The sequence below is a fragment of the Paraburkholderia sp. D1E genome, assembly GCF_052682275.1.
Genome location: NZ_JBQYMB010000001.1, coordinates 1,739,462 through 1,761,074, shown reverse-complemented (window position 1 = coordinate 1,761,074; position 21,613 = coordinate 1,739,462). Strand labels below are relative to the sequence as shown.

General features: G+C 61.0%; 18 protein-coding genes, 1 tRNA gene and 1 pseudogene. 8 read left to right on the top strand and 12 right to left on the bottom strand.

The annotated features are described in order from the left end of the window. Positions 1-1,605 carry an efflux transporter outer membrane subunit gene (locus tag ACUN0E_RS08030; RefSeq protein WP_445566211.1) on the top strand — a complete coding sequence of 535 codons (1,605 nt, stop codon included), beginning with the start codon at positions 1-3 and terminating at the stop codon, positions 1,603-1,605. Between the two features lie 110 nt (positions 1,606-1,715). Here the strand turns inward: ACUN0E_RS08030 and ACUN0E_RS08025 are convergent, their stop codons facing one another. Both ACUN0E_RS08025 and ACUN0E_RS08020 read right to left on the bottom strand, forming a co-directional pair. Next, on the bottom strand, positions 1,716-1,895 hold the full coding sequence (locus ACUN0E_RS08025) for a DUF2934 domain-containing protein (RefSeq protein WP_445566210.1): 180 nt from the start codon (positions 1,893-1,895) through the stop codon (positions 1,716-1,718). A gap of 195 nt (positions 1,896-2,090) precedes the next feature. After that, complete coding sequence (locus tag ACUN0E_RS08020; protein WP_445566209.1) at positions 2,091-3,041, bottom strand: NADP-dependent oxidoreductase; 951 nt, start codon at positions 3,039-3,041, stop codon at positions 2,091-2,093. 407 nt (positions 3,042-3,448) lie between these two features. Here ACUN0E_RS08020 and ACUN0E_RS08015 point away from each other — a divergent pair, with 407 nt between their 5' ends. The 4 genes from ACUN0E_RS08015 (at position 3,449) to ACUN0E_RS08000 (ending at position 9,640) form a co-directional block, all read left to right on the top strand. Beyond that, complete coding sequence (locus ACUN0E_RS08015) at positions 3,449-4,156, top strand: MgtC/SapB family protein (RefSeq protein WP_445566208.1); 708 nt, start codon at positions 3,449-3,451, stop codon at positions 4,154-4,156. Further along, positions 4,138-5,073: a cation diffusion facilitator family transporter gene (locus tag ACUN0E_RS08010; protein ID WP_445566207.1), complete on the top strand. Its 936-nt coding sequence runs from the start codon at positions 4,138-4,140 to the stop codon at positions 5,071-5,073. Before ACUN0E_RS08015 ends, ACUN0E_RS08010 begins: the two co-directional genes overlap by 19 nt. A 135-nt stretch (positions 5,074-5,208) precedes the next feature. Then, positions 5,209-7,515 carry an FdhF/YdeP family oxidoreductase gene (locus ACUN0E_RS08005; protein ID WP_445566206.1) on the top strand — a complete coding sequence of 769 codons (2,307 nt, stop codon included), beginning with the start codon at positions 5,209-5,211 and terminating at the stop codon, positions 7,513-7,515. Between the two features lie 328 nt (positions 7,516-7,843). Then, complete coding sequence (locus ACUN0E_RS08000) at positions 7,844-9,640, top strand: thiamine pyrophosphate-requiring protein (RefSeq protein WP_445566205.1); 1,797 nt, start codon at positions 7,844-7,846, stop codon at positions 9,638-9,640. A 157-nt stretch (positions 9,641-9,797) separates the two neighbouring features. Here ACUN0E_RS08000 and ACUN0E_RS07995 read toward each other — a convergent pair whose 3' ends face one another. Then, positions 9,798-10,352, bottom strand: a complete 555-nt coding sequence (locus tag ACUN0E_RS07995; RefSeq protein ID WP_445566204.1) for a type 1 glutamine amidotransferase domain-containing protein — start codon at positions 10,350-10,352, stop codon at positions 9,798-9,800. A 240-nt stretch (positions 10,353-10,592) separates the two neighbouring features. On the opposite strand from ACUN0E_RS07995, the gene ACUN0E_RS07990 reads away from it, so the two are divergent. Then, positions 10,593-11,009 carry a hypothetical protein gene (locus ACUN0E_RS07990; RefSeq protein ID WP_445566203.1) on the top strand — a complete coding sequence of 139 codons (417 nt, stop codon included), beginning with the start codon at positions 10,593-10,595 and terminating at the stop codon, positions 11,007-11,009. A 135-nt stretch (positions 11,010-11,144) separates the two neighbouring features. Here ACUN0E_RS07990 and ACUN0E_RS07985 read toward each other — a convergent pair whose 3' ends face one another. The 4 genes from ACUN0E_RS07985 to ACUN0E_RS07970 form a co-directional block, all read right to left on the bottom strand. After that, a complete protein-coding gene (locus tag ACUN0E_RS07985; protein ID WP_445566202.1) occupies positions 11,145-13,067 on the bottom strand; it encodes an AI-2E family transporter in 1,923 nt (640 codons plus the stop codon). Positions 13,068-13,084: 17 nt separating this feature from the next. Beyond that, on the bottom strand, positions 13,085-13,330 hold the full coding sequence (locus ACUN0E_RS07980; protein WP_445570611.1) for a hypothetical protein: 246 nt from the start codon (positions 13,328-13,330) through the stop codon (positions 13,085-13,087). Between the two features lie 191 nt (positions 13,331-13,521). After that, positions 13,522-13,656: a zinc-binding dehydrogenase gene (locus tag ACUN0E_RS07975; RefSeq protein ID WP_445566201.1), complete on the bottom strand. Its 135-nt coding sequence runs from the start codon at positions 13,654-13,656 to the stop codon at positions 13,522-13,524. 14 nt (positions 13,657-13,670) lie between these two features. Next, positions 13,671-13,826, bottom strand: coding sequence for a hypothetical protein (locus tag ACUN0E_RS07970; RefSeq protein ID WP_445566200.1), 156 nt, complete (start codon positions 13,824-13,826; stop codon positions 13,671-13,673). Between the two features lie 188 nt (positions 13,827-14,014). Here ACUN0E_RS07970 and ACUN0E_RS07965 point away from each other — a divergent pair, with 188 nt between their 5' ends. Continuing rightward, on the top strand, positions 14,015-15,151 hold the full coding sequence (locus ACUN0E_RS07965; RefSeq protein WP_445566199.1) for a glutathione-independent formaldehyde dehydrogenase: 1,137 nt from the start codon (positions 14,015-14,017) through the stop codon (positions 15,149-15,151). A gap of 55 nt (positions 15,152-15,206) precedes the next feature. On the opposite strand, the gene ACUN0E_RS07960 is transcribed toward ACUN0E_RS07965, so the two are convergent. From ACUN0E_RS07960 to ACUN0E_RS07945, 4 genes and pseudogenes are all read right to left on the bottom strand, one after another. After that, complete coding sequence (locus ACUN0E_RS07960) at positions 15,207-16,457, bottom strand: phosphatidylserine decarboxylase family protein (protein WP_445566198.1); 1,251 nt, start codon at positions 16,455-16,457, stop codon at positions 15,207-15,209. Positions 16,458-16,546: 89 nt separating this feature from the next. Beyond that, positions 16,547-17,578 (bottom strand): flavodoxin family protein, encoded by a 1,032-nt coding sequence (locus ACUN0E_RS07955; protein ID WP_445570401.1) that lies wholly within the window; start codon positions 17,576-17,578, stop codon positions 16,547-16,549. 428 nt (positions 17,579-18,006) lie between these two features. Then, positions 18,007-18,362: pseudogene (locus tag ACUN0E_RS07950) on the bottom strand (low affinity iron permease family protein); the annotation flags it as partial. Positions 18,363-19,335: 973 nt separating this feature from the next. Then, on the bottom strand, positions 19,336-20,475 hold the full coding sequence (locus ACUN0E_RS07945; RefSeq protein ID WP_445566197.1) for an ATP-binding protein: 1,140 nt from the start codon (positions 20,473-20,475) through the stop codon (positions 19,336-19,338). A gap of 401 nt (positions 20,476-20,876) precedes the next feature. On the opposite strand from ACUN0E_RS07945, the gene ACUN0E_RS07940 reads away from it, so the two are divergent. Next, positions 20,877-21,236: a sensor histidine kinase gene (locus tag ACUN0E_RS07940; protein ID WP_445566196.1), complete on the top strand. Its 360-nt coding sequence runs from the start codon at positions 20,877-20,879 to the stop codon at positions 21,234-21,236. Between the two features lie 273 nt (positions 21,237-21,509). Here ACUN0E_RS07940 and ACUN0E_RS07935 read toward each other — a convergent pair. Beyond that, positions 21,510-21,602, bottom strand: a tRNA-Sec gene (locus ACUN0E_RS07935). Between the last annotated feature and the right edge of the window lie 11 nt (positions 21,603-21,613).

The following is a 21,613-nucleotide window of genomic DNA, read 5'->3' as shown; positions in this document are numbered from 1 at the left end:
ATGTCGCACAAGGCCCCTTCTCTCACGCTGCGCGTGACGATTCTTGCCCTCGCCTCGCTCGTTGCCGCTTGTACGGTCGGTCCGGACTTTCATGCGCCGCATGCCGACATGCCCACGCAATGGCACGATCCGCAGCAGGCGGCGTCTGCGACAAGCACGGCGTCCGGAGCGGCGGCTTCTCGGCCGACGGAAGATTCCGATCCCGATCCGCGCTGGTGGCACACCTTCTGCGACCCGACACTGGATGCGCTCATCGATCGCGCCGTGCAAGGAAATCTCGATCTGCAGGAGGCGGTGCTGCGCATCGTCGAAGCGCGCATCCAGGTGCAAAGCGCCGCTTCCCAGGGATTGCCGGATGTGCGCGCCACCGCCAGCTATACGCGCGAGCAGCTTGGCGTCAAAGGTTTTCTCGAATCGCAGGGCGTGTACAACAAGGTCGATCAACTGAGTACGCCGAACTCACCGGTCAACCAGATCGCACCTGGTGCGGGCGCCGCACTGCAGAGCGGTGCCAACAACGTCCTCAATCAACTGACGGCACCGATCAATCTCTGGCAAGCTGGCTTCGACGCGTCGTGGGAACTCGACCTGTTTGGCCGCGTGCGCCGTTCGGTCGAAGCCACCGAGGCGCAAACGCAGGCCGCCATCGAAAGCCGCAACGACGCGTTGCTGTCGCTCGAAGCGGAGGTGGCGCAAACCTATGTGCAATTGCGTGGCGCGCAGGCGCAACGGCAGATCGGCGCAAGCCTTGTCGAACAGCAGCATGCGATCGTGACGCTCACGCAAAGCCAGGCACGCGTCGGCCTCGCAAGCGAGCTCGACGTAAAAAGCGCGGCTGCGCAGCTCGCGCAAACGCAGGCGCAGTTGCCGCAGTTCGATCAGCAGATCGCTCAGACGCTGAACGCGCTGTCGTATCTGCTCGGCCAACCGCCGGGTTCGCTCGCCGCCGAACTCTCGGCGCCCGCCGCCGTGCCGCCGGTGCCGCCCGCGGTGCCTGTCGGCCTGCCTGCGACACTGGCGCGGCGGCGCCCGGATATTCGCCGCGCCGAGGCCAATCTGCACGCGGCAACGGCGAATGTCGGTGTGGCGGTCGCGCAGTTCTACCCGGACATCTCGCTCACCGGCGAAATCGGCACGCGCGCGACCAACGCGAGCGATCTATCGCGCTGGTCGCATCTGTTCTATTCGTTCGGTCCGAGCATTTCGCTGCCGGTGTTCGAAGGCGGCGCGCTAGTGTCGAATCTGCGTCTATCGCAGGCGCAGCAGGCCGAAGCGGCGCTCGACTACCGCAAGACCGTGCTGATGGCGCTGCGCGACGTCGACAACGCGCTGGCGGTGTACCGTACCGATCAGGATCGCCGCGTCGCGCTCGATGCGGACGTCGCCGCACAACAAACCGCCTTCGAGCTGGCGCGCGACAGCTACCGGAAGGGACTTGTCACGTTCATCAACGTGCTCGATGCCGAGCGGCAACTCGCGCAGGCCCAACAGCAGGACGCGCAGGGCACGACGCAGGTGAGTACCGATCTGGTGGCGCTATACAAGTCGCTTGGCGGCGGCTGGCAGGACACGGCAACTGCAGCCGTGGCGCCGCGCGCACCGTAGCCGCGCAGCCCACTGCCGCAGTACCGCCCGCTCATTTATCCGATTCGCGATCATGCCGCCTTGCATCAAGATTCACTGAAACCGTGCGGGCGGCGGTTCGCAGGAGACCGTCACAGCGTTCCAGGCGGCTCCGTGGGCACGCCCGAAGCATCGGCATGCGCGTCTTCATCATCGACCTCGGCACGCGCCTGTCCCCAATAGTCCTCCGGTGTCCCTTTGGGCTCGGCCGCCTTTTCCCACAAGTGGTAGGCTCGGGTCCTGATGCGCTCTTCCACCGACATGTATGTCATGTTCATACTCCTCGTGAGACCAGGAAAAATATCCGCTCCGAGATTGCGGAACTTACTGTTTGCAACGGCATGCACGGCGGCAACGGAAGCATAGCAAACGCCGTTCCTTGCTGGAGCCCACTGCCCGGGCAAGTCGTCCGTCTTCGTGCATGTCACCGCTTGAGTGCGTGACGCCGACGGCCGTCCCGCGCGGCATCACCGCCGGGTGGAATTGATCGGGCTCAGAACGACGATTTTCCCGCGTACATGGCCCTCTTCCAGTCGCGCGAGTGCCTGCGGCAGCGCGCTGAAGGCAAACGTCCCGGCAATGCGCACCTGAACGCGGCCCTTGTCGATCAACTCGGCGATGACGGTTAGCTGACCGCCGTCGGGCCGCGCCGTGTAGCGTTCGCCGCGCGCGCCACGGCGGGCCGCTTCGGTTTGCGAGGGTTCGGCGATCGTCGAAATCAGCGCGCCGCCTTTGGCAACAAGGTTCCACGAGCGCGTCTGCGTCTCGCCGCCAACCAGATCGAATACCAGATCGACCTCGGGAACGAGGTCCTCGAAACGGTGCCGGCGATAATCGATCACGTGATCGGCACCCAGCGAGCGGACAAACTCGACGCCGTCCCCTGACGCGGTGACAAATACCTCGGCGCCCTTTTCCTTCGCGAACTGCACTGCGAAATGGCCAACGCCGCCCGCGCCCGCATGAACCAGCACTCGCTCGCCGCGCTCGAGACAGCCGTGATCAAAGAGTCCTTGCCAGGCGGTCAACGCCGCGAGCGGCACCGCGCCGGCGACAGTGGCCTCGATCGAGGCGGGACGCCGCGCGAGCGCGGACGCATCGAGCTTCACGTATTCGGCGTACGCGCCAGGTCCCTGGCCAACAAAGGCGAATACCTCGTCGCCCGGCACCCACTTCAGGTTTTCCCCGGTCTGCTCCACCACGCCGCAGCAGTCGCGGCCCAGCGTGTATGGCAAGGCATCTTCGCCAATCATGGGATAGTGGCCTGCGCGAGTTTTCAGATCGACAGGATTGACGCCTGCCGCGCGCATTCGCACGATCACTTCGCCGGACCCGGGCTGCGGAACGGGGACGGTGTCGAGTTGGAGAACGTCCGGACCGCCGAAGCGGTCGATTCGATAAGCTTGCATTTCGCTCATGGTCTTGCTCCAGAAGAGAGGTACGGATCAGAAGTCGTCAAACCGACAGGCATCGAGTGCGGAGTACCACCGGTCGCGCGCGGAGAACGTCGTCGAACTGGGCGTGCAGGCAGCGCTATAGCGTGCGATGTAAGGCACTGCGTTCAGCAAAGTTTTTCATTGCACCGCGCATTTTTTTCAAAGCAGCGCGGGTTAGCGGTTGCCGCGACTCCTGGATTGAGTGACTCGGGTATGCAATTCCTGTTCCCCACATCCAAAAACACCGGCAAAGCGGTTTGGCATGTGCATTGCGTGCGCTCTTATCTGACATGTCCGGCTCACGCCAGCCGACCGGCAACCCAGCATGCGAGGCGCCAATCGACTGCTCCAATCGACCGTCTAATAGAAATAGAGAGAGCCCCACCACCATGCAACCGATGCCACTTGTCCCTGGCTGGCAAGACTTCGCAATCCGCCTCGCGGTAGCGTTCATTGGCGGCGCCGCGATCGGCCTGAATCGCGGCGAATCGGGCAAGGCCGCAGGCTTGCGCACGACCCTGCTGGTTTGCCTTGCCGCCTGCATCGCAATGCTTCCGGTAAACGTGTTGCTGCCGCAAGCCGGCAAGCCGGAGCATTCGTTCGTAGTGCTCGACTTGATGCGTCTGCCGCTTGGCATCCTGTCCGGCGTCGGTTTCATCGGCGCGGGCGCAATTCTGCGCAAGGACGGTCTCGTTATGGGGCTGACGACCGCCGCGACGCTATGGTTCGTCACCGTGATCGGATTGTGCGCAGGCGGCGGTCAGATCGCGCTGGCGGTGACCGGCACCGCGCTCGGCCTGATCGTACTGGAAGTGCTCGGCGTGCTCGAGCGCCACCTGCCGCGCAACCATCGCGCGTGGCTCACGATTGAGTACGCCGCGGCGTCGCGCGAGCGCGACGAACTGATCGCGCGTCTTCAACAGCAACGCTGCAACGTGGATTCGAGGGGGGTACGCATGGCCGCGAGCAACGGGCTGCTTGAAGAGCGCTTCGAGATTCACTGGCGCGCGCCGCTGAACAGCAACGCGGTCGAACGCGCGATGAGTGCGCTCGTCAGCACCAGCAGCCACGCCGCATCATGGTCCATCGAGGCGTGAACAACACTGCGCCGCGAGCGGCGTATTACGCGCTGGCGTCCAACGTCGCCGTGGCGCTCTGCCAATACGCCGCGGCGGCTTATACCAATTCCGGTTCGGCGTTGGCCGAAGCAATCCATTCCAGCGCCGACTGCGTGAACCAGCTCCTGCTGCTGATGGGCAGCCGGGCCGCCAGCAATCGCGCGGACAAACAACATCCGCTCGGATTCGGCCGTGAGACGTATTTCTACGCGCTGCTGGTGGCTTTGCAGATCTTTCTGGTGGGCGGTGTCGCCTCGGTCACGGTGGGCGTGGTGCGGCTGCTGCATCGTTCACCGCTCGAGCATCCGTACGTAGTGATTGCCGTGCTATGCGTATCGGGCGTGATCGAAGCCAGTGCGTTGCAGGCGTCGATCGGCACGATTGACGAAAGCCGCCGCAAGGCTGGACTATGGAAGTGGTTCCGCGAGACCGGTCAGCCGCAGTTGCTGCTCGCGATCGGCGAAGACGTCGCCGCGCTGGGCGGGGTGCTGGCATCGCTCGTGGCGGTCGTCCTGTCGGTTCTGACCGGCAGCCCGGTCTTCGATGCGTGCGGCGGCATCGCCGTCGGGCTAATCCTGATGAGCACCGCGATTTTCTCGATGCGGGAGATCAGGTCATTGATCGTAGGTGAAGCGGCCCATCGTCACGTGAGGCAAGCCATGCATGCGTGGCTTTCACAAAGGCCCGTGGTTGGGCACGTGGTGAGCCTGATCGTACTGAAGTGGGCCGACCATCTGGTGGTGGCGATCCAGGCTGAGTTGCGGCCGCACGGCAGCGCCGACGAGCTCGTGCGCACCATCGACCGGATCGGAAACGATCTGAAGAGCGCGTTTCCGCTAGCAAAGTGGATATTCTTCGAGCCCAAATTGCGCGAACACGGTAGCCATCCGCTGTAGATATCCTGGCGCCGGCTCGTTCGCCATTCTGCGTGAGGGTCGCGACGCGCCCTCCACTCGCTTGCGGGTCCGCATATTGCGCCACCATTCGTGAAACCGGCTTGTGCCTGCCGGCCCGTTCGCGAAGGAGTTGCCATGAGCTCAGACACACCCCTCAAGGAATATCGTCATCCAGCCGGCGGCTGGGGTTCGGCCAAAGCGGTCGTTTCGATTCTCGTAAAGGAGCATGTTGCGCTGCATGGCAGTCACATCCTCATCCATCAGAACAAGCCGGACGGCTTTGCCTGTGTCAGCTGTTCGTGGGCAAAGCCTGCCGATCCGCACCTGTTCGAGTTCTGCGAAAACGGCGCGAAGGCTACGGCATGGGAGATCACCAGCAAGCGCCTGGATCCGGACTTCTTCGCGGCCCATACGCTCACCGAGCTGGAATCATGGTCCGGTTTTGAGCTGGAATCGAGTGGACGACTGACCGTGCCGCTCCGTTGGGACTCGGCAAGCGATCGCTACGTACAAACCACTTGGGAACATGCGTTTACCGACATCGCGAAAGAACTGAAAACGCTGAACCCAAACGAAGCGGTATTCTATGCGTCGGGCCGGGCGTCGCTCGAGACCTCGTATATGTATCAGTTGCTTGCGCGGATGTACGGCACCAACAACTTGCCGGACAGTTCTAACATGTGTCACGAAAGCACCTCGGTCGGCTTGCCGAAAAGCATCGGTGCGCCGGTCGGCACCGTGACACTCGACGATTTCGCGCAAGCCGACTGCCTGTTCTTTTTCGGCCACAACACCGGCACGAACGCGCCACGCATGCTGCATCAGTTGCAGGACGCGCGCAAACGCGGCGTGCAGATCATCACGTTCAATCCGCTGAAAGAGCGCGGACTCGTGAGCTTCGCGAATCCGCAAGCGCCGCTTGAGATGCTCACTTCCAGCGAGACGCAGATCAGCACCCAGTACCATCAGGTTAAGGTAGGCGGCGACGCGGCAGCCGTTGCCGGAATTTGCAAGCTGTTAATCGAATGGGACGATGAGGCGTGGCGCACCGGCGCGCCGCGCGTGCTCGACGCGGCGTTCATAGCCGAACACACGCACGGCTTTGAAGGCTTCGCGCAGGCGATGCGGGACACCCCTTGGGAGACCATCGAGCACTACTCGAAGTTGACCCGCGCAGCGCTTGAAGCCGCCGCCGGCGAATACGCGAAGGCAAAAGCAGTGATGGTGCTGTACGGGATGGGCATCACCCAGCATCATAACGGCGTGCACAACGTACAGATGCTGACCAATCTGCTACTTCTGCGCGGCAATATCGGACGGCCCGGCGCCGGCATCTGCCCGATTCGCGGCCATTCGAACGTACAGGGACAACGCACGGTGGGCATTACCGAGAAGCCCGAACTCGCGCCGCTCGACAACTTGGCCGAACTCTATGATTTCGAGCCGCCGCGCGACAAGGGCATGAGCACGGTCGAAGTCTGTCAGGGTGTGCTCGACGGCAAGGTGAAGGCCTTCATCGGATTGGGCGGCAACTTTCAGGTTGCCACGCCCGATCACCGCGTGATGGGCCCTGCATGGCGCAAACTGCGGCTCACCGTGCAGATCGCGACCAAGCTCAACCGCAGTCACCTGATCCACGGCGAAGTGGCCTATCTGCTGCCATGTCTTGGCCGCATCGAAATCGACCGCCAGTTGAGCGGCGAGCAGGCGATAAGCGTCGAGGACAGCACTGCCTGCGTTCACGGCTCTCACGGCTATGCGCAGCCCGCCAGCGAGATGCTGCTGTCGGAACCGGCGATCGTCGCAGGACTCGCGAAGGCGCTGCTGCCGCGCAATCCGCGCATCGACTGGGATGCATGGGTAGGCGATTACGCGCGGGTTCGCGACGCAATCGAACGAACCTACCCTGACCAGTTCCGCGATTTCAATCAGCGTTTCAGGCAGCCCGGCGGATTTCACCGGCCGATTGCTGCATGCGAACGCAAGTGGCAAACGCCGAACGGTAAGGCGAATTTCATTGCGCCAGATACGCTCGACGAAGACGCAGACATGCCGGCAACAGGCGAGGACGTGCTTCGGCTGATGACAACGCGCGGCGACAGCCAGTTCAATACTACGGTCTATTCGCTTGACGACCGCTTTCGCGGCGTCAAGGGCACTCGCGATGTATTGCTGATGCATCGGGACGACATGACACGCCTGGGGTTCGACGAGGGCAGCGAGGTATGCATCGCAACTGTGTCGAGAGACGGTATTGCGCGCGAAATCGACGGTATGCGAGTGCATGCGTACGATATTCCGCAAGGTTGCCTGATGGGCTATTACCCCGAGTGCAATCCGTTGATCCCACTGTCGCATCACGCGAAAGACAGCCTGGTGCCGGCCGCCAAGTCGATTCCAGTGCGGCTGCGCAAATCCGGGCTGGTGGAACAAAGCGCATAGGTTCAGTCACGAAGGATGGGCGACATACGCGTGGCGCCACGCGTAGCCGTCGCCGGTCGCGGCGGTGCCATCGTCCGAACTGGTCAGAATGAGCAAGCGCTGTTCCTGGTGAAGTGCGCGTTACGCTCGCCTTCGGCGATACGCTCTGGCGCTCACGCCGCATGCGGGAGGCAGGTACATGCGTTGCTCGGCTTTGAAATATGTGCGCCAGTGTCTACCCCACCACGGGGCCTCTGAACGGCGCAGAAGAAACATCATACGTGGCAGCAACGGCGCGATATGGCGTAACGTGTGACGCCGTGCTTGCCATCCGTTTGTGGAGACTGCAATGACCCAGACCGTCGGTGACTTTATTGTAGAAAGACTGCATGCATGGGGCGTCCGGCGTATCTACGGGTATCCGGGAGACGGCATCAACGGTGTCTTCGGTGCGCTGAACCGGGCGAAGGGGAAGATCGAATTCGTGCAGGTTCGCCATGAGGAAATGGCCGCATTCATGGCCTCGGCACATGCAAAGTTCACCGGTGAACTGGGTGTCTGCATCGCCACTTCCGGACCGGGCGCCTCGCATCTGATCACCGGGCTTTACGACGCTCGCATGGACCACATGCCCGTACTGGCGATTGCCGGACAGCAAGCGCGTGCTGCGCTCGGCGGCCACTACCAGCAGGAACTGGATCTGGTTTCGATGTTCAAGGACGTGGCCGGTGCGTTCGTGGAGCAGGCTACCGTGCCTTCGCAGGTCCGGCATCTGGTCGACCGTGCGATACGCACCGCGCTTTCGGAACGCAAGGTCACGGCAATCGTGCTGCCCAACGACCTGCAGGACCTTGCCTATGAAGCACCCAGTCGCAAACACGGCGCGCTGCATTCGGGCGTCGGCTATCGCACCCCGCGACTCGTCCCCTACCCGGACGATCTGCAGCAGGCCGCCGACGTGCTCAACGCCGGTAAAAAAGTCGCCATTCTGGTCGGCGCAGGTGCGCTGCATGCCACAGACGAAGTCATCGCCGTAGCGGAAAAACTCGCGGCGGGCGTTGCCAAGGCCCTGCTGGGAAAGGCCGCGTTGCCGGATGATTTGCCTTGGGTCACCGGGTCGATCGGACTGCTCGGCACTAAACCCAGCTACGACCTGATGAGCGAATGCGACACCCTGCTGATGATCGGCTCCGGTTTCCCATACTCTGAATTCCTCCCGAAAGAAGGCTCGGCCCGCGGCGTGCAGATCGACCTCAAGGCTGACATGCTCAGCCTGCGCTATCCCATGGAAGTCAACCTGGTGGGCGACAGCGCCGAGACGCTGCGCGCCTTGCTGCCGTTGCTCGAACAGAAACAGGATCGCGCCTGGCGCAAGAAGATCGAGGGTTGGACTGCCGACTGGTGGAAGACGCTCGACAAGCGAGCCCATGAGATCGGCAAGAACGGCATGAACCCTCAGCGCAGCGTGTGGGAACTCTCTTCGCGCATACCGGCCAATGCAATCGTTACAAGCGATTCCGGCTCTTGTGCGAACTGGTATGCACGCGACCTGAAAGTACAGCGCGGCATGATGTGCTCGTTGTCGGGAGGTCTTGCCTCGATGGGTGCCGCAGTGCCGTATGCGATCGCCGCAAAATTCGCGTACCCCGAGCGTCCCGTCATCGCGCTAGTCGGCGATGGCGCGATGCAGATGAACAATATGGCCGAATTGATCACCGTGGCCAAGTACTGGAAACTGTGGGCCAATCCGCGCTGGATCTGCATGGTGCTCAACAACAGCGATTTGAATCAGGTGACGTGGGAGCAGCGTGCGATGGAAGGCGACCCGAAGTTCGAGGCGTCGCAGGATATTCCATCCGTGCCCTATCACCGCTTTGCGGAACTGATCGGCCTGAAAGGCATTTATGTCGATGACGCCGAACGCATGGGCGCAGCATGGGATGAGGCGCTCATGTCGGACCAGCCGGTGGTGATCGAGGTAAAGGCCGATCCGGATATTCCGCCGCTACCGCCGCATATCACGCTGGCGCAAGCCAAAGCATTCGCATCGACGCTAATCAAGCGCGATCCGAACGAAGGCAACGTTATTGTCGAAACGGCGAAACAGGTGCTCGACGCCGTGTTGCCGGGGCATCGCGACAAATGATGCCTGTTGATTCCCGCGACAGGATTTTTTGCCTGTCGGCGATCCACGGGTCACGGGAACGGCAAAGGCAATCGAAACGGATCTGATGGATGAAGGTCTGGTGCTGCGCTATCGCGTAGTGGCCTGAGTGATTCGTTCACCCAGGCACGCATGCATCTCAGGCGCGCCGGCTGTGACTCGACAGCTGCGCGATCAGTTTCTTGTTGAATGCGGGAAGATCGTCCGGCTTGCGGCTCGTGATGAAGTTGTCATCCTCGACAACCTGCTCGTCGACCCATGTGCCCCCGGCATTGCGGATGTCGTCCTGCAAGCTGGGCCAGCTCGTCATCTTGTGGCCCTTGACGATGCCCGCCGAGATAGGCAGCCATCCACCGTGACAGATCACCGCCAGGGGCTTCTTCGCCCCGTCGATAGCGCGCACGAAGGCCTGTGCTTCCGGAATCAGCCGGATCGCGTCGCCGTTCACCACGCCGCCGGGCAACACGACCGCATCGTAATCGTCGGGACGAACCTCGCCGAACGTGGCGTCCACGTCGACCTTTTCACCTTTGTCGACGTGCTGGAAGCCCTGAATTTTGCCCGGCTTTGCCGAGACCACATGCACCTCGGCTCCGGCTTGCGTCAGTGCACGTTTCGGTTCGAGCAACTCCGCTTGTTCGAAACCGTCAACCGCGAGCACCGCTACCTTGCATCCTGCGAGTTCTTTAGCCATTTGTCGTACTCCATTGGGAAGTAGGGAAATTCCGCGACGACCTGGTATCGAGTCCGATAGCTCGACGCCCGGCGAAGCGGCCTTCCATTTATACGAGCAAGCGCGGTGCCTATGGTCTCATTTTTCCGGCGCAGCAAGCATGCTCGCCGCACTACTCCACGAGGCACAGCCCTTGCGGCTTTGTTCTCACGCGGGTTGTCGCAGACTCGCTGCAACGTAACCCTACTTCTGGAGGACTCGATGATGAAAACCTTAACGAAGAAACTGATGGTTTCGGCGCTGCTGATGGCATGTGCGGGCGGCGCGTATGCGCAGGCAGGCGGTGGTGGTGCCGGGGGAGGCGCCGGTGGTGCAGGAATGGGCGGTGGTGCTGCCACGGGGGCAGGGGGTGCCGGTGGCGGAGGTGGTATGGGAACGGGAGGCGGCGGCACCATGGTTCAGCCGGGCGCCTCGCGAGCACCGAATTCGAGCGGTTACGGTAGCCCGGGTAATACCGCCACCGGCGGAGGACAAGGTACGGGCACGGGCGCCTCGCCCAACCCTACGACACCGAAGGGCACGAATTCGACGTACCCGAACCGGGCAAACGGCGCGGCGGGCATGAACGGCAACGGCATCAACCAGCCGCAACCGGGTACGCCGCAAAACGGCCAATAGCGGTGAGCGCTGAGCCGTACTATTGACCGCTGATGGACCGCGCGGCCCATTCGGGCCGCGCATACGGAATATTGTCGATCCCACTGTCTTCCTGAGTATAAAAATTACGCGTGAATCTGGTCCGGAGCCAGGACATCATGCGTCCGTTCCTGTGCGGACAGGATCGGCATTGCCAGCTTCCTGTCCTTGTCCTTGTCCTTGTCCTTGTACTTGTGTCTGCTCCCGTCCCTGCATTTGCGCAGCCTGTGCACACGCCCGCAGTAACTGCTGGAACGACGCAACGACGGGAATCGCGTGTCCCGGTACCGCGAAAGGTGAAGATTCACTAGCGGGTTCGTCTTCTGTCGTCATGCCCAGTATTGATTCACGGGGAACCCGTCCCTCGCTCAATCGCTGCAGCAGGTTGCGCAGATATGGCAAAGGCTCGCCCGCGTCGAACGAAATCACGCAGACCACTGGACAGGACGCAAGCCGCGCTTCATTGAGGCGCCCAGCGGCAAACCGCTCATAGGTCGCGTGTGATGCTTCGAAACCATGTTTATTCAGCAGTTGCACAGCGATTGCAGTCAACAGATCGTCCAGCTTGCCCCGACCGCTGATACATAACACGGACACCGGCTGCCCCCGTTCACCGTCCGGCGTGATCATCGTCACATCGCTGACCGCCTCCAGGTCGGCGATGATCGTGTGCGTCGCTGAGCGGACCAGCCTGAGCTGGGTGGCCGGCACGACACCGCGCCGGACGTCGGCATGTGCGATCCGCAGGCCGGCCAGCACCGCGTCGTCGTAGTACGCCGTCAGCGAGCATTCTTTCAGCAATGCGCCCGCCTGCTGCAACGCCTCCAGTGAATCGTTGGCCAGCAGTCTCTGATAAAGATTTTCGGCGGGCGTCAGACCAGGGCGATCGCCGAACAGGACGTCCAGGAATTCGAGCCGTTCGACGTGGCGGCCAAGCGTGACCACGCACAGCATCAGCGGAGTCGATAGCACCAGTCCCACCGGCCCCCACAGCCAGCTCCAGAAAATCGCCGCGACGATCACGGCTAGTGGCGAGAGTCCATTGCCGCGCCCGTACAGCAGCGGCTCGATCAGCTGACTCGAGATTCCCTCGGTCACGGCAAAGAGACCTGCCGTGCCGGCCGCCATCCACCATCCTGGGCTAACCGCCGCGGCCATGACCATCGCCATCAGCGCCGCGATCCACGCGCCGACGTACGGCACGAATCGCAGCAACGCCGTTATGACGCCGAACAGCAGCGAGCCCGGCATCCCGATGATCGCAAGGCCGATTGCAACGAAAACACCGACGCCGGTATTTATCGCCAGTTGCATCGCGAAATAGTGGCTCAGGCGACCGGCGGCCTCACTGATTGCCGTTGATGTGCGATGCAGGTCGCTCGAGCCGAATAGCCGGATCATCCGATCTCGCAACCGCTCGCGTTCCAGCAGAATGAAGATGACGACCACCAGCACGATACCGGCTGTTTCGAGCGGGCTGACCACCGGCGAAAGATAGCGCTGCGCCAGTTCGATCGGCGACGGCGTCGGCTCGTGCACTTCGACGGGCATCGGCGCACCGCTGTTCGCAAAAGCCGGATTGTCTTTCTTGTGTGCGTCGCCTGGCGGCGGCGTGAAGCGCTTCAGCGCATTCGATGCGCTCGCGAGCAGCGTATCCGCGCGGCCGAAGGTTTTTTCCTGCACGACACGGATCTTGTGCTCGACCGTCCACTGATACTGCGGCAGATCCTCCGCCAGTTGCGCCACCTGCGCACCGATCAGCACACCGACAGCCGACAGTACGGAAAGCGCGAATAGCACCGCGACGATCACCGACGGCAACTGGCCGAAGCGGAACCGCCTTAGCAATCCGACAAGCGGCGCAACGATGAAGCTGAGCAGCACCGCCAGCGTAATCGGGATCAGCACGCCCCGCCCGACATACAGTGCGGCGATCACCACAACGCCGCTGGCCAGCGAATTCAGCGCACGCAAACTCTGAACTGCGGGCGTCAGTTCCTGCCGGCCCGGCGATGGATGCGGTGATGAACGGGGTTTCATAAAAGTAAGCACTGAAATCAGGCGAATACCTTGTCCCGCGTAATCGGCAGATCGCGGATACGCTTTCCCGTCGCATGCCAGTTCGCATTCGCCGCCGCGACACCGACCACGCCGATTTCTCCCACGCCCTTCACGCCTGGCGGATTGACGACGTCGAACGCGTACCGCGAGCGGTTGATCTTGAAGGTGACGGCCACGCGCTGCACGTCCTGATCACCGACGTCCAACGAGGCAGGGGCGTCTCGCGAGTTCAGTGTGTTCATCTGGCGCTCCTTGACTCTGGTAAGTCGAATGGCTACGAAAACCGCGCGCAAGCGTCATGCCCGTTGGGAAACGGCAATCTGGAGCACAGCAAGCGCTGTTCCTTGCGAGGCCCCGCCACCCTGGGAGGTCGTCAGTCTTCGCGAGCGATACAACTTTAGCGCGCGATGCCGGTTGGCCGCCCCATGCCGTATCACCGTTTGTTCGGGCCCAGAACGACGATTTTCCCGCGTACATGTTCCTCTTCCAGTCGTGCAAGTGCTTTCGGCAGCGCGCTGAAGGCACACGTGTCGGCTATGCGCACCTGAACGCGGCCCTTGTCGATCAACTCGGCGATGACGGTTAGCTGACCGCCGTCGGGCCGCGCCGTGTAGCGTTCGCCGCTCGCACGCGTGCGAGCACTTCGTTAGCGCCCGGTTCGGGCACGTCGATCTTCTCCGACCCGAAAACCTCGGGACCGTCAAAGCCATGAATGCGATAAGCGAGCATGGTGTTCATGTTTGCCTCCCCGAAAAAAGTGTGACGCAAGAACACGCCCTCCGCATCGAGCCAGGGCATCACGTACTTCCGGTTCAGACTGGGCGCAAGCAGTGTTCCTTCTTGCGCAGCGCAATCAGGCATGCGTGCTGCTCGGTTTTCCACATAGCAGTCACGTCGACTGCCCGTTGTGTTCTCAGGAGATCAGCATGAAAGCACTGGTTTACGAAGGTCCACGTAAAGTTGCCGTCAAGGAAATGCCTGATGCAAGAATCGAGCGTCCGACGGACGTTCTGGTCAAGATCACTACCACAAACATCTGCGGTTCCGACCTTCATATGTACGAAGGCCGCACCAATATGGAAACGGGTCGTATCCTGGGACATGAGAATCTTGGCGTTGTGACGGAAATCGGCAACGGGGTCGAGCGGATCAAGGTCGGCGATCGCGTGTGTCTGCCGTTCAATATCGGTTGCGGCTTTTGCAAGAATTGCGAGCGCGGGCTAACGGGTTTCTGCCTTACTGCGAATCCTGGCATGGCCGGCGCCGCATACGGTTTTGCCGGAATGGGACCCTATAGCGGCGGTCAGGCGGAATACCTGCGCGTGCCGTTCGCCGATTTCAACTGCCTCGTCCTGCCGCCGGACGCCGAAGAGAAGGAAAACGACTACGTGATGCTGTCGGATATCTTCCCGACCGGTTATCACGCGACGGTGCTCGCTGGCGTTGAACCAGGCGACAGCGTCGTGATCTACGGTGCCGGGCCAGTGGGCTTGATGGCGGCACTGTCGGCGTCGATCAAGGGCGCGAGCAAGGTTATGGTGGTGGATAGCCACCCCGACCGACTCAAGCTCGCGGAAAAACTGGGCGCGATTCCTGTTGACGACAGCGATGGCTTGTCGGCCGACCGGATACTTGAAATGACCGAAGGCGAAGGCGCTGACCGTGGCTGCGAATGTGTGGGCTATCAGTGCAGTTGCAAGGGTCACGAAGTGCCGAACCTGACAATGAACAATCTCATCAAGGCCGTACGTCCGACGGGGGGCATCGGCGTGGTCGGCGTATTCGTTGCCGAGGATCCGAAAGCCGGAGACAAGCTCGCGAAGGGAGGTCAACTAGCACTCGATTTCGGGCAGCTATGGATGAAAGGCCAGCATATCGCCACGGGCCAGGCCAACGTCAAGGCGTATAACCGCAAACTGCGGGACCTGATCACGGCCGGCAAGGCCGAGCCATCCCAGATCATCTCGCATGAATTGCCGCTCGATAAGGCACCTGAGGGTTACCAGCACTTCGACGAACGCGAGGACGGCTGGACCAAGGTCGTGCTGAAACCTGCCGCCTGAGTGAAACAGACCGCCGCGCCTCGACGCGCGACGGTCTCCATTGGAGGCGCTCGCTTTACTTTGCGGTCGCGATGCGCGTATTTACCTTGATCGGCACGGCCGTAGCATCCAACGACGGCCGTGGAACGAATTCGCCAACAACGTCGCGCTCGAAGACCAGGCAACATGTCGAGCCGCCGTACTGGAAAAAGCCGAGTTCGTCGCCCTTTGCGACGCGTTGGCCAGGAAGCGCTTCGATCACGCAGGACGACACGTCCGCCATTCCCACGAATACACAGCCAACCTTGCCGATCGAGCGATCATTACAGTCAATCACGATCACCGCTCTCGCGGCCACTGCGGTGATGTAACCTTGCGAATCGTTCAAGCCGCCCGGGTCTTCTCCCTCTGAATCCGCGTCCGAGTAATACGTGCCGTCCACGGCGTAGGCCTTCGAAATGACGCCGCTCACCGGAGCATGCCAGCGATGATAGTTGAAGGCGCTCAGAAAAGCCTGATAAACCGAACCGCCGACAAAATCTCGCGCCACTTCGGCATGACCCGACGTGAACATCTCCAGCAACGAATAAGGCTGCGACTTTATCCAGAACGTGTCACGCAGTTGCACATCGTGCCGCATGTTATACGGCGCGGCCTCGCATGCACTCACGATGATTTTGTCGTTATCGGGTTCGTCGACGGGCCGTACACCGTTGCGGAAACGTCGTGTAAAAAAGTCGTTCCATGACGCGAAACCCCAATACGGTTGATCCGGATCGCAAATGAATTGCGACAGGCCAATCCGCCTGTCGGCCTCCGCGGAGAACCAGCCATTGGGTGGTGACGTATTCAGATGCTCACGCGAATGCGGGCCGCCAAGAAATCCGCACCAGCAGTTCAGCACGCGCTTGAGTTGCGCATTGAGCGCGGGGTCGCGAAAGAGCGCGTAGCCCGACGGCATGCACATCGGCCAGTCCAGCACGGCGTTCAAAGGGCAATGGATCAGGCTCGTTTCGCTGAAGGGCGGCGAGTAGGTCATCAGGTAGTCGACGATCGACATCAGTTCTTCGATCGTCGAATAGCCCAGTTCGAATCCCTCTTCCTGTGCCTGCGCTATCGCTCTCGTCATGTCCATCCTGAGAACCGGATCGCCGTCGATCAGTGCCGCCAGTTCTTCGACTGCGCTCATGCGGGCCGCAACGGCTCCCCGCTCGTATGCTTTTGCGGCAAGCTCCAAACGATACTGCGCCAGATGTGCTTCGTTACGCGGAAGCCATTCGCCCAGGCGATGTCGCTCTGTGCGCGGGTCCTTCTCCGTGTCCGCCATGCGTCGTCCTATTCAGAGGTTGCCGGCCATGACGAAACAAACGCCGATGCATGCGCCAAACCGGCCGGACTGGTGAGTACAGGCGCGAATCATTTCGCTCGAACCGCTTCGAGGCGATGATCAGGCTCCTTGTGTCCGTTGCGAATCTGCTCGACGCAAACCGCAACGGCCTCCGCGACATTGACAACTTCTTTCTGCATGTCGTCGTCGCGATCGAGTGTCGCGTGGCTGGTCGCGTACGGTTCGTAGTAGCCGATAAAGCGATCGAGACGGGACTTCGCACCGGACTCGACGAATCCCATCCAGTTAAGCCAGTCGGTCAGCGCGCGACGCGATCCATCGATTCCGGCAACATCGCCGTGGACGACAAGGCCATACGCGCGCCCCGCGAGATGTTTCGGATAATGCCATCCGGCGAGTTCGATCCGCTTGGCTTCATCCGCATTCTTGCCATGCGTGGTGGTGGGATCAGGATTGCCGCCGTCCGCGCAAACGAGGCGGTCCATCAGCAGCTTGAGCGGGCTCGCGACCTGATACCAGTACACCGGCGTGACGAACAGCACGCCGTGACAGGCCGCGAACCGTTCGTAGATATCGTTCATCCAGTCGTTCACCAGACCCAGCGAATGATTGGGATAGCAACTGCACGGCCAGTGACAAAGCGGCATCGCCGTCGATACGCAGCCTTTGCAAGGGTGGATATGCAGATCACGGTCCGAATTCAGATGCGAGAGATCGAGGAAGTCTACTTCGCAGGAGCGTCCCTCGAGGGTTTGCTGGGCGAGCTTACCGAGCCGGAAGCTCTTCGACATTTCACTCGGGCAGGTATAGTCGTTGCGCGCCGAAGCGTTGACGATCAGCACGCGCGAAGGCGCCCCCCTATCCTGCTGCCGCGCCTGGGCGGCCTTGATCCGGTCGCTCGCAGCGCGCCATTCAACGGACAGTTCGTAGTCCGGGTCCTGGAAGCCGGGGCCGGCCTTTTCGGTAATCGGTGATTTGCGCGCGTTGGAGTAGGCGTCCCACGCGATGGCCTCAAGTCGCGCGAGCGATTCATCTTCGGTGCGAAAGGCGGGATCGTAGAAGCGGGCCATGAAACGTCCGCGGAACGCTTCGCGTGACATCTTTTCGGTAACCTGTCCCTTGCGGACTTCGATCTCCCGGTATTCGGGGGGCTGTTTCGAATCTGCGCTCATAACGCCTCGGCTACATGGTCTGGTTCAGCGGTCGAGCAACCCGCATACCTGATTACACGTGCCTTTGACGATGCTCGAGCGTGCTTACAAAGGGAGACGGCGGTCTCAATAGGACCGCTGTGTCGCGCAAAGGATTCAGCCGGCTTAAAAGTCTGATGTAAATACGATGCGATCCCAGTACAAGGGGTTCACGATGGACCCGCCCCCCGGTTGGGCGCCTACGTCGCGCATGCTCGCGTCGTCGCACGCGATCCACAGTAAGCGGGCTTACTGCCGAAACGATCGATCAGGATAAGATCGGGCACTTTTCGCGCGAGGCGTTAGCGGTCGATCGGGCAGTTAATTGGCCGATCGCTGCCAATCAGATGATTGTTCGCCGCGCGATACGAGAAAGCAGTTCATTTAGCTTCAGGTGCAACGCGCACGCTATCCTTGGTCCAGCCCGGCTGGATCAGGAAAACCATCAGAAATGTAACGATCGTTGTACTCGTGTTGATGACTAGCTGCCATCCGTCAGAGTAGTGGAAGATTGGCCCTGTTACGATCCAAGCTAGACAAAATGCAGCAGGCGAGCCGACCCATTGAGTGACACGGCTTGCGAACCGGCCGAATACGTGGTCAGCGGATGACGGCCCGCATATGCGGGGCTCGATGTATCTGGGACGGTGTCCAGTTCGTCAGTCGGCGAAGTTGCGGCAGGCTTGATAGTCATAACTGGCTCCAGAATGTTGTCCTGCATTTAAGCAACATACATGGCGGACTACGATGAAATGGTTCCGCAAGGTTTGCAGCGTTCTTCCGGGCCTGTGATTCTCTGCGAAGAACAGCTTCGCGCGCCGCGCATTGGTAGGCCATACCAGCGGCTTAGGTCGAGGCGCTTCCTGAAGGCACTCGAGCCGCCTACCAATGATTTCAAGAGAACGACGGGTGGCTGTTTGTCACTGAGTCGGTGTGCTCGTAGATTTCGGGAAATGATGGCGGGCACATCGGCTGCATGTAAGCGGCCGGACGGCCGATATTCCCACACAGCGATTATTTACCGGAGACCCTCATCGTCCCTTTGTGGTCGTATGTCGCCTTATAAAAAAGCATGCGCGCTTGAAGCGCGCAAAGTTGTGATTGGCAGCAAGCGACACAGATACCCCCTGCGACATCGCCGACGGTAAGGCACGCGATGACGACCGATCAGGCGATGCAGCCTGGCCCACTCCGTAAAGCGAATTTTCACCCGCGTATACCAGGCATACGAAATGCGACTTTATTGATGCCAGCACGCGCACCCGAAGTGCGGATCGGCGAGATAGTCGGAGGTGGCGAGATGGACATGCTAAAAATTGCGCGCGAGTCAGGACTGGCAATAGTCCTGGACGCCAGGATCGGACGCGAGGAATACACCAGCGTATCCGGGTCAATGAGTGCACTCTTGCGATTTGGCGAGGCGGTGCGGTCGGCTTCGTTATGCGTGCCCCGGCGGTTCAGGCGTTCGAGCCCCCTAGGTGACCGGATAATGATCGCAAGAAAAAAGCACGCGAACGGCCTTCCAGTGAGCGTTGCCCGAAAGATCAAGCGCCCACGAATGCCGTGAGCCGCTAGTGGTCTGTGCTCGCCCCGATGACGGTTTTCCGCGCAGCAAAAGCCCGCGATACAACATTGAGTAAGGCGCTTCTCTCCGCTGCCCCGGACCGTCAGCGCCCAAATGCGGTCCCATCCGCACGCGGGAGCGACACTGAGAATGAGGTCTCCGTCTCGTCTGACCGTGCCTCGATCGCACCTTGATGGGCCTTGGCGATTTCGCTGGCAATATACAGACCCAGTCCGAGGTTTCCCGCTCTGTCATATTCGCTCTGATGGTCCGCCCCCCGCGTCAGCGGATCGAAAATGCATGCCAGCGTTGCTCGCCCGATGACAGGCCCGCAGTTTCTGACTTCGATACGAACATGCGTTGCGTCGCCAGTCACCTCCACTCGCACGGGAGTGTCCTCCGCCCCATACTTGATGGCATTGAGCACCAGATTTTGAAGCAATTGCTGCAGGCGCTGGCCGTCCCAGACTCCCCGTAAATCACCACTCACGTGCAGCACAAGCTGCCTGTTGGGATGAACCGCACGCAATTCGTCCAGTTCGTCGGCAAGCACGTCCGCCAGATTGACATCCTTAGGGACGACGTTAATACCCAAGCCCAGCTTGCTTCGGTTGAAATCGCTCAAGTCATCCAACAACGCTTGCATCCGCCCCCCGCTACGTATCAGGCGGGCAGCGGCTTCCGATACCTGTTCGCCAACATTCAGCGCTGCCAGATAAGATGCAGTCACCTGAATCGCCTGGAGAGGGCTGCGCATGTCGTGTCCCAGCATGCCAAGTAGGAGGTTCCGACTCTGCTCAACCTGCATACTGAAAAAGGTGACCGATTCGGCAAGGGCTTGATCGATGGCTTCATTGAAGCGAATGACGTCGTCCAGATCAGGCGCTTCGGGCTCACAATCGTCTATCCACAGGCGAAGTACGCTTGCGCGTAGCGCGCGATATTCTGCGGCGAGTTGGTTGATATTGAAGCCGGCCCTTGCCCTCAGAAGGGCATGCGTTTGCGCGGCTGTTTCGGTCGCATCGATCATTGTGGGAGCTCGACCCAGCGATTTTTCGAGTTGGGCGTCCCTGGTTTGCGAAGTCCGCAAATCCTTTGCCACAGCGTGCAGGATTTGCTGCGCGTGGTCGCGCAGCCCGGATGACTCCATGTTTGCCGCCGCCGGCAGGAGGGTACCTGCGAACGCCTCCCACTGGGCCAGAATCGGCTCCTCGTCTCGCAAGATAAAGTCAGCAAGTCGCATATAGGCGTCTCCACTGGGTAAAGGGATGTGACCGACGCGTCAGCATACCCATGTTATGCACAAATTGGTGACGGATTCCGGGAAGGCACCCTCAATCAAGGAGCGTCCGTTCGCACGATGCGTTCGAACGTGCGAACCTATGCCGGACTCTGTAGCTGCGGAAGACAACGTCGAAGCATCGACGCTTTTCATCAACGGTTTGTACCAGGGAGCCTGCTTCTCGACGTATTGACGGAGACGCTCGCGTTTAAGCGCTTGGCGAGTAACGACTTGCTCGAGCACGGCCGCCTTGGTGAGTTCGGCGGCCTTCACCTCGATTTGAGCCCAGCAGTGGAAAGATCCGTCTGCGACGCGAAGTGTTCGACATCAGGGACGCCATACAGAGCGCAGTCGAGATCAACTTGCCGATCGCGAACGAGCACCGGGACCGTATCAACGTCAGTATGCCCGGCGAGTCTGTACTGGTGAACGGCGACCGAACCAGGCTGACCCAGGTCGTTTCCAATCTGCTGGACAACGCAATCAAATACTCGGACGACGACAGCGAGATAACGATCGACGCAACAGTCCACGATGACCAGGTGGAGATCGTCGTGAGCGACAAAGGAATCGGCATCCCGGCGTCGCAACTTGACCGTATGTTCGAGGCGTACGTTCAGCTTGCCTCACCAGATGGTCGGTGGCGATCAGGTCTCGGTAGCGGCTCCGCCAGACCCGGTCCGCGCTGTGCAGGCCGTTTTTTTACGTCCGTCCAATCCTGATAATCGCCATTATCAGGATTGCGCTTAATAGCGTATCTGAGCGGTGATAACCCGCGTTATCACCGCAATAACGCGACGACATGCTTTGCTGCGATGCTCTGACGACTCGGACCGCCCCCTTCCGGCACGGCACATGGATTGTGCCAAGCCGTGGCGCGAGCGATTTTCGAATTCCGTGGCGTCCTCCCAACTTCGGCGCTCTGGCGGCCTAAGAAGGCCAAAAGAGTCACAGCGTCGACGATAGCCTGCCGGGGAGCCCGCAGGGCGTTCCGGCGGAAGGCAGCCGGAGTCGAACCGACCTGAGAGCGTCTGACGCCCTCAACTGGGTTTGAAGCCCAGCCGCGCCACCGGACACGAATGCCTTCCTACGGTGATTG